General features: G+C 69.0%; 7 protein-coding genes and 1 pseudogene. 1 reads left to right on the forward strand and 7 read right to left on the reverse strand.

Annotated elements, in window-relative coordinates; translation table 11 throughout:
* The 6 genes and pseudogenes from EHS43_RS30885 to EHS43_RS30910 all read right to left on the reverse strand — a co-directional run.
* Positions 1 to 307, reverse strand: a 307-nt coding sequence (locus EHS43_RS30885; protein WP_148104126.1) for a nucleotidyl transferase AbiEii/AbiGii toxin family protein, incomplete at its 3' end; no start/stop codon positions are given.
* The gene (locus EHS43_RS30890) at positions 304 to 666 is read right to left on the reverse strand and encodes a hypothetical protein (RefSeq protein ID WP_125193995.1); all 363 of its coding nucleotides are present in this window, start codon (positions 664 to 666) and stop codon (positions 304 to 306) included. The genes EHS43_RS30885 and EHS43_RS30890, both read right to left, overlap by 4 nt.
* Positions 667 to 964: 298 nt before the next feature.
* The gene (locus EHS43_RS30895) at positions 965 to 1168 is read right to left on the reverse strand and encodes a hypothetical protein (protein ID WP_125193996.1); all 204 of its coding nucleotides are present in this window, start codon (positions 1166 to 1168) and stop codon (positions 965 to 967) included.
* A 225-nt stretch (positions 1169 to 1393) separates the two neighbouring features.
* Entirely contained in the window at positions 1394 to 2047 is a 654-nt protein-coding gene (locus EHS43_RS30900; protein WP_125193997.1) for a hypothetical protein, read from the reverse strand.
* A gap of 293 nt (positions 2048 to 2340) precedes the next feature.
* Positions 2341 to 2736, reverse strand: a pseudogene (locus EHS43_RS30905) (transposase family protein); the annotation flags it as partial.
* Between the two features lie 173 nt (positions 2737 to 2909).
* Positions 2910 to 4349 (reverse strand): HEPN domain-containing protein, encoded by a 1440-nt coding sequence (locus EHS43_RS30910; RefSeq protein WP_125193998.1) that lies wholly within the window; start codon positions 4347 to 4349, stop codon positions 2910 to 2912.
* 305 nt (positions 4350 to 4654) lie between these two features.
* On the opposite strand from EHS43_RS30910, the gene EHS43_RS30915 reads away from it, so the two are divergent.
* A complete protein-coding gene (locus EHS43_RS30915) occupies positions 4655 to 5212 on the forward strand; it encodes a hypothetical protein (RefSeq protein WP_125193999.1) in 558 nt (185 codons plus the stop codon).
* A gap of 138 nt (positions 5213 to 5350) precedes the next feature.
* Here EHS43_RS30915 and fxsT read toward each other — a convergent pair.
* A partial coding sequence (gene fxsT / locus EHS43_RS30920) for an FxSxx-COOH system tetratricopeptide repeat protein (RefSeq protein WP_125194000.1) occupies positions 5351 to 8026 on the reverse strand: 2676 nt, incomplete at its 5' end.

Genomic DNA, 8026 nt, shown 5'->3' on the forward strand with positions numbered 1-8026 from the left:
CCTCCTTGAGGACGTCGACCTCACACTCCTCCCCAGTGTCTGGGTCGGTGACGAGGAACCGGCCGCTGAGCGGGTCGGTCTGGACATGGGTGGTCTGCCAACCGCGCGTGGCGAGGCCAGTTGTGAGGGAGGCGACGATCTCGTCCATCGGGGCGGGATTCTCGGTGGCGACATCGAGGTCGCGGCTGAAGCGTTCGACCAGGCCGTGGGCCTGCACGGCGTAACCACCGGTGAGGACCAGAGGGTAAGGGGAGCCGAGGTCGAGGATGTCGGCGAGGAGACGCTCGTGAAGCGGAGTGAGCCTCACGCGGCGGTCGCGTCGGCCGGAGCGGTGCGGGGCAGCTCGGGGAAGGCGTCCTCCCAGACCTCGCGAATGTAGGGGCTGACCAGGCGACGGAGAACGGGCCACTGCTCGGCCAGCAGTCGGTGGTGCAGGAAGGCCGTCACATCCTCGCGCAGGCCCTCGGTGAGGACAGTCCGGTAGAGCGTCATACAGGACTTCGGACGGTCCAGACTGTAGTTCGTCCGCCCGGACCAGACGATGTGCAGTGGCAGGTCGACGGTGCCCTCCACAGGGCCGGCCAGCTCCTGTAGGCGCTTGGGCAGCCGACTGCGGTAACGGTCCCGCAGCACTTCGGCGCGGGGGGCGGTGGTCGTCGGGTCCATGCGACCAGTATCGCCGGTGGGAGGCAGCAGCACGACGGATATGGGGCTCTTCTGCCCGATGCGTGGGCCAGGAGCCGCGCACTTGCGCCGACATCCACCTGGCGGATGCTCGCTGCACCAGAGCGGCACCGATCATGACTGAGAGGCTGCTGGCCTTGGGAGTGCCGCACCGAGCAGGTGCCTGAACGCGGGTGGGGACGGTTCTGGACAGAATCCGGCTCCTGGTTTGGTCGGGGGACTGGGCCCAGACCCCGGGCCGGTGGTGCAGCCGCCGATCCGGGGCCCTCTTGAGGTCGGACTAGGCGGCCTGCGCCGACGAGCTCAGGAGTGCCTGGATCCGGCGGGCCTCCGCCTCACGGTCGAGACGAGCGATCTCGGGGTCGCCCTCGAAGTCGTCCCGCGCGATCTGCTCCGCCTGTTTGACCACATGCTCCAACTGATTGACGAAGCCGCGCATCTCTTCCAGCGTTTCCCGTGCCTCGGCCGGGCTCAACTCGCCCAAGTGGAGACCGTAGCCCAGCCACACCTGCGTGCTGCGGCCGTACGCTTGCGGCTTGTCGTTGCTGACGACGACCTGCGCGGACAGCCAGGGCAGCCCGTCGCCGCTCTTGCTGTACCCGCTGGAGTCGATGGCGGCGTCCCGCAGCTTGGTCTCGGCGGGGAAGGCGCTGTGCCACTCTGCGGCGCAAGGCGCGGTGTGGTCGTTGACGCACCAGGGTGTGCAGCATCAGCGGAGCATCCACTCAGGGCCGCGCTGGGCGGTGGTGAGCGGGATACCGGATGCCTCGACGCATGTGCGGCAGATCTTGACGTCCGCGCCAGTCATGTCCTGAACGGCGCGGAAGCTCAGGAGGGCATTGGCAGGGAAGTACAGGAGGGCGGTGCCGTCCAGCTCACCGCTGCAGGTGAGGCAGCGGCCGACCGCGTGCACGTCGTCGTATGCCACGGCCACCTCGTCGGCGCGGGCGACGACGGTGCGGCGGCCGTCGATGGTCCTGATGCCGGGGAGGTCCACGGTCGGGTCGTCAGTCAGCTGGAGTGCGAGGCCGAGGCGCTCACACTCCTGGATGAGCTTGGGCAGGTAGGCCTTGTTTTCGGCGTGGTCGGAGAGGAGTTCGGCGATGTAGGCGATGACGGCCTCCGGGTCGTCCGCTTCAGCGACGAGGCTGACGATCAGGCTGTGGAAGGTGTCCAGATCGGGGCTGCCGAGGCCGACGGCGTTGGCTTCGGCGTGGTTCTGCTCCAGTTGGAGGATGATCCGGGCAGCGTCCGACTCCGATTGCTCGTCGCGGGCCGAGCCCTTCGCGGTGGCGGCGGCGATCCGTGCGGTGTGAGGAATGAGGTGCTCACCGGCCGTCGAGTTCGTGTCCATGATGCTCATGGGGACTCCTTCGTGGAGTTGAACTGGCTTTTCTGGTCGGCTTAGTTGCGCTGATGGGATTGGTCGAGGCGTGTCTTCCTCGTTCGGGTGGTATCGCCTCGGACGCCGGTCGGTGCCTGGCAGGGGGCGCGTAGAGTGCGTCCTTTTGCCAGCTTCGCTGTCGCCAGGGGGCCTGGCTGCGTGTTCCGGACTGCGGCCTGTTGGGCGAGGGGCTGTGCGGCGGTGAGGAGTGTGGTGTCGGCCTCGATCTCGACCAGCTCGGCATCGAGGCTCGGGGCGCATGCGCATCGGCATGGGGTCGAGACCGTTTGCCCGTTCACGCCGTGGCGGCGGTGCTTGGCGGAGTAGTCGCCTCGGCTGTCGCCGACCCGGTCGCACTCGGCGAGCGTGCCGTCGAGGAGGACGAAGTCCCGTTCGTGCTCGCGCAGCGCCTTCAGCAGGCCGGGTGAGCGGTCGGCGAGCAGGCCGGTGACGGCGGTGACGTACGCGTGGGCGGTGCCGACGGATATGCCGAAGCCGACCGCGATGCGGGCAAGGGTGTCGTGGCGGCGCAGGTACACCAGAGCGACGAGCGCACGCCGGTGCGGCGGGAGCTTGCACCGCCGGTCACCCTCGCGGTTGACGATGAGCATCGTGACCCACTCGACCAGAGCGTGAGGCAGGTCGAGTGCGGCAGGATACGGAACCAACAGGGCTCCTGTGCTGCTGAGTTGAGACGTCGAACACCTCTCTCAACGGCACGGGAGCCCTGTCCGTTGCGCACACCCACCGCATGACCCCGGCGTCACTCGATCGGTGGCCACGTTGAAAAGGCTCACTGAACCTGTCACCTAAACATGCATGAGACCCGTGTGGAAACGGCTCACGGTGTGACGTCCAGGGGGACCTGCCGCGGTGGGGTGTGGGTGAAGAAGACAGTTAGAGGATCCGTCACTGCGCGTCGGCGAACAGCGTCGGAGGTCAATGCTTCATCCAGGCGCTTACCCAGTTCGGGGCCTGCTGTGGCTCCGACGATCAGCCATCGCAGGGTCACATTCGTGGCAAGGTTCCGGAGATCATGCAGGTGCTGGACGTCTTCCCTCGTGTCGTCGCCGTGAGCGTACTTTGACCGGCTGTCGTAGCTCGCGGACACCATGTCGAGGACTCGTTCGCGGGTCTCATCGGTCATCCAGAGCATGGCGGCGCGCTGCCTGATCTTCGCGGAAACCCCGCTGTTCCCATCACCGGTCAGCAGCGCCTCCATTGCGATGACGTACTGCAGCGTGATCTCGTCTGCCTCCTCTTCCCAGATGGATCCGTCAACATGAGTGCGGTGCGAGGCACGCACCAGGTGCTTTGCCGCACGTTCCATGCGGCGTGCCCGCTTCCTGCCAGCTTTCGAGGTGTCTGCCAGGACCATGTCGATCAGTGCATCGACGGCGTGGCAGAAGGCGCGGAATCGGGGCATCTCCTGTTCCGACACCTCGTAGAGCCCCCCTTGGCGCCGCTCCACTTCCACCTCCTCGCCTTGCTCATCGACGAAGACGTCCATCGTCCAGGGAACCGCACCGCTGCGGCGATCGATACGTCGGCCACGCTCGACCACGAACCAGGCATCCATATGGCACGCCACGTCACTGCGCCACAACAGCAGGATGAACAGTGGCCGCCAGTGATGCAGCTCAGGCCGGGTCGGAAGCTCCATGAGCGGCAAGCGAAGGCCGTGGACCAGTTTCCCGTCCGGATCGTCATGGCGCAGGAAGGCAGCGCCGTCGAGGAACTTCGGGTCCATCTCGGACCGTTCCAACACGTCGCACACGGCCCGGGCCGTTGGCAGTGCCAGGAGCTGACGCAAGTCCTCGGCCTCCGCCGCCTTCAGGGTGTACCCACCGACCGAGACCACAATGCCCTTGGGTATATCGGCGTCCAGAAGAAGCCAGTGCTCCGGCACCGGCAACGGAGACTGGCAGAAGGCCACGAACTCCGCGACTACGGTGTCCACCTGCAGGTCGTTGCTGTGCTGGTAGGACCGTGGACAGCACTGGTCGTTCACGGGCAAGCCGTTGGCGATGACCTGCGCAGCCCGGGCAAGGCCGGTCATACCCAGTAGCGTCGCATCCCGTAGCTCTCCCTCGCGGGTATAGAGATCTGGGCGCACTGTCGGCGGAGCTGTGACTTGCACTGCGGCCCGTACCGATGCCCATGCCGGGTAGCTGCTCATCGTGTTCACCAGTGCGCCGCCAGAATTGCCTGAAATCCCCGCCCGCCGCACCTCGTTGAACCAGGCGTGCAGACACGTAGCCAAGCCCGGAGCGTTGCTCATGCCGGCCACGCTACCGAGGTCTGGGGTCATGCGCCGCTGATAATTCAGGGTGTTGGGCGGATCGAGGGGCGGCGACGGTGGAATTTGTCGCAGCTACCTCTCGTAGCCTGAGGGAAGTGTCATCCTCACCATTAGGGCCCCGTCATTCTGGGTTGCACTACGCTGTATTCACGCAGCTGACCTGCGAGAACGGTCATAGGCTCCGCCCCGGGTGAGGGGACGAGGCCCGGTCGGCAGCGTGCGAGGGTCATCCGGGCCGCTTCGGTGAAGCGCAGCCTCGATCACCCCTTCTGCCAGGAGGACCGTTGCACCCCAGATCAAGGTCTGCCGGTACTCGCGGCGCACTGGCGGCGATCCTCCTGCTGTCGAGTGTCTTCCTCGGCGCCTGTTCCGCCCTCGGTGGCGACGGCTGCCAGGACACGGGCGCCGAACTCGGGCGGCTGGCCGAGCAGCCGCTGCTCGCCTCGGTGCCCGCCGGTGCCTCGGCACCCGCCAACTACAGGGGCGTGGGCGTGACCACCGGATGTGACGACGACAGTGGCGGGGCGCCCTGGCTGCATGCGGACCGCCTGTATGTGTTCCCGGGCCGAGCCGATGACGTCATCGGCCACTATGCCAGGGCGGCCGCCGCGGCCGGCTGGCGCTTGGAGGAGGATCCCGCCCCCGGGGCACCGCCCGCCACCGTGGAGGGTGCTTGCTGGAGCAGGACCGAGCAGGGGCGGCATCTGCTGTTCCAGGTCGATCTCCGTCCCCAGGGTTTCTCGCCCGAGCCCGAGCCCGAGCCCGAGGTCGGCACGGCCCTCACCTACGCGGTTTCGGTCGGCACCGAGCGGGGCGGGGGCGAGGAAACCTGTTGGCACTGATCCGGAGATCGGCGCATCGGTGGGCTGGTGACCTCCGAGTCGGCCGCGCTCAGCGGCGTCCGCGCCGGTGGCACGCGGCGCACGGTGGCCACGTCGGTCCCCCGCGGAGAAGTCCCCCGCGGAGGATGTGACGGGAACTCAGGGATGGCGGTCGTCCGAGGTCTCGCCCGGTGCCGGGGCGGGATCGGCGTCCAGCTCTTCCTCGATCCGCCGGATGAGCGGGTGCTCCGGGGGATGTACGCGCAGGTAGATCTCCCGTGCCGTGATCAGGTCCTCGCGCCACCGCGGCGGCTGGGTCCCGCTCCCCTTGCGGATCAGGGCCCGGCGGTAGCGGGCCTCGGCCACGTAGGGGTGCTGGGAGCCGTACTTCTCGGTGTAGATCCGGATGGCGTTCTTGACCTCCGTCAGCGCCGCCTCGCTGTTGCCCTGGTCGTGCAGGAGGTGTGAGTAGCGGACCAGGGCGCAGGCCCGGTCCGGGTGGTCCCGGTCCCCGTCCATGTGCGGGGCGGACAGCACCTGGTCGAAGATCCGTTTCGCCTCGGCGAGCAGGCGCTCCGCCTCCCGCTCTCCCGGCGAGGAACGCTCACGCGCGGGGGAGCGCCGGTCGTCCCGTCCCCGGTAGCGCGCCGCCCGCTGCCGGAGCGTCTCGCCCAGGTGCACGGACGAGGAGAGCACGATCGGATGGCTCACCGCGTACCCGGCGCACTCCAGCACCTCCAGCGCGCTCCTGAGATGCTGCTCGGCCCCCTCCAGGTCCTCGGAGTCCAACAGGGCGAGCCCGAGCGCCTGGTGGACGAACGCCGTACGGTTGCGCCGCGCGGGCTCGCCGTCCCCCGGGGCCCGCTCCAGCAGCTGGAGCGCCTCCCGGTGCAGGTTCAGCGCCTCGTCGAGCCGCCCCTGCCGCCAGCGGACGAGGCCCAGGTCGCACAGGCCGTCGGCGATCTTCACCGGGTCCGTCTCGGACAGCCTCCGCAGGCGCAGCAGGGTCTGGTCCGCGGCCTCGGACGCCCCCTCGAAGTCACCGAGTTCGCGCAGTACCCGCCCGAGCTGCATACGGCTCTCCAGTGTGCGGGGGTCGCGATCGCCGTCGAGGCGCAGCCGTATCTTCAGGGCGTCCTCGGCGAAACTGCGCGCCTCGGGCAGCTCGGCGCTCAGCACCTTGAGCCGGCTGAGGGAGACCAGGGTGTTGGCGACGAGCGAGTTCTGGCGGCCCCAGAGGTTCTCCCGCTGGCGCAGGGCGTCCATCAGGAGCCGCTCCGCCTCGGTGCGGTCGCCCTGCACACGGAAGTACTCGCCCATGCTGTGCAGCAGGGTCGAGGTGTTCTCGTCGACGAACCCGAGCCGTCCGCAGTGGTCGAGCACGACCCGGGCGTGCGGGAGCAGTTCGACGCACTGCGGCCAGGTGCTCTCCTGCTCCGGGTCCTCCGGGAACCAACCGTTGACCAGGCACACCGCGGCGGCCGCGTGGAAGGTCTGTTCCTCCTCCGGCATCTCCTCGCGGATCACGGCCTGCACCTGGGTGTGCATGACCAGCTTCGCCTCGCCGGTGAGCAGCGAGGAGTTCCTGGCCGTGTCCTTGATACGGCGGTCGCGGGACGGCTGCGCCAGTCCCTCGGCGAGGGGCCTCGGCAGCAGGTCGGTGCGCTGGCCCTTGGTCTCGAAGAAATAGCTGGGTATGCCCTGCGGCGCGAGGAAGGCGCACAGCCGCAGCAGCAGTCCCGCGAGCGCGTCCTTCGTCTCGGCCTGGCTGAAGGAGTGGATCCAGGCCGGGGCGCCGCTCGGGCTCGTCTCCGGGCGGATGGAGGGGGCCGCCTGCGAGGGGACGTCCAGGGCCTGGAGGTAGGCGTCTATGTCGGGTTCGTCGCGCAGCGAGGCCGCCGCGGGCTCCAGGGCCAGCGGCAGCCGCCCCAGCCGGTCGACGATCTTCGCCAGGCCGGCCTCGTCGTCGATCCCGCTCTCGTTGCGGAGGAAGGACACGGCCTCCTGGGCGGTGAACGCCTCCAGGGCGATGCGGTGGTGGGGGGCGCTGCGCTGCCAGACGGGGTTGACCGAGGTGATCAGGACCTGGCCGCCGTGCCCGGTGTCGGGCAGCAACTGCCGGATGGTGGAGTCGTCCTCCGCGCCGTCGTAGATCAACAGCGCCCTGATCCTCGGTAACTCGTTGGAGAGCAGGTGCTGCAGGGTCTGTTCGGGGTCGCGGTCCTCGTGCTGGGCCCGGGGCCCCGTCTGGCCCCTCTGGTGGTCGGGGAGGTCCTGGAGCCGGTGGGCCAGGGCGAGCAGGCTCGCGCGGGCGGTGGGGGCGTGGGCGGCCTCGACCCGCCAGATGACGTCGAAGAGATCCTCGTAACGGCGGGCGTACTCCAGGGCCAGCCGTGTCTTGCCGATGCCGCTGAGGCCGTGGATGGCGCAGGTGCGGCCACCGCCAGAGACGTTCACCGTTCCGAGGACCGCGCGCAGCAGGGCGAGTTCCTCGCGCCGCGCGGCGAAGTGCGACACCGCCCGCCTGTCGAAGTTGGTCACTCGGGGGCCGAGGGCGGGATAGCGCGGTTCGACCTCGCCGACCACGTGGGCGGCCGTGTACTCCGGCAGGGGGACGGCGCCGGCCTGGTGCAGGCGCGCGTCGATGGTGGCCGCCGCGTCGTCGGCCGTACGGCCCGCCAGCGTCAGCACCTCACAGCCGGCCCACCGGGTGAGCGCCGGGTCGTGGTGCGCGGTCACCAGGGCGAGTACGGATCTGCCGCGAGTGCGGGCCACACGCGGGTGCTCGGCCGAGTGGTCCACGTCGTCCAACGCCCGTGACACGATGACCAGTTC

Source organism: Streptomyces sp. RP5T (assembly GCF_003933965.1).
GTDB lineage: Bacteria > Actinomycetota > Actinomycetes > Streptomycetales > Streptomycetaceae > Streptomyces.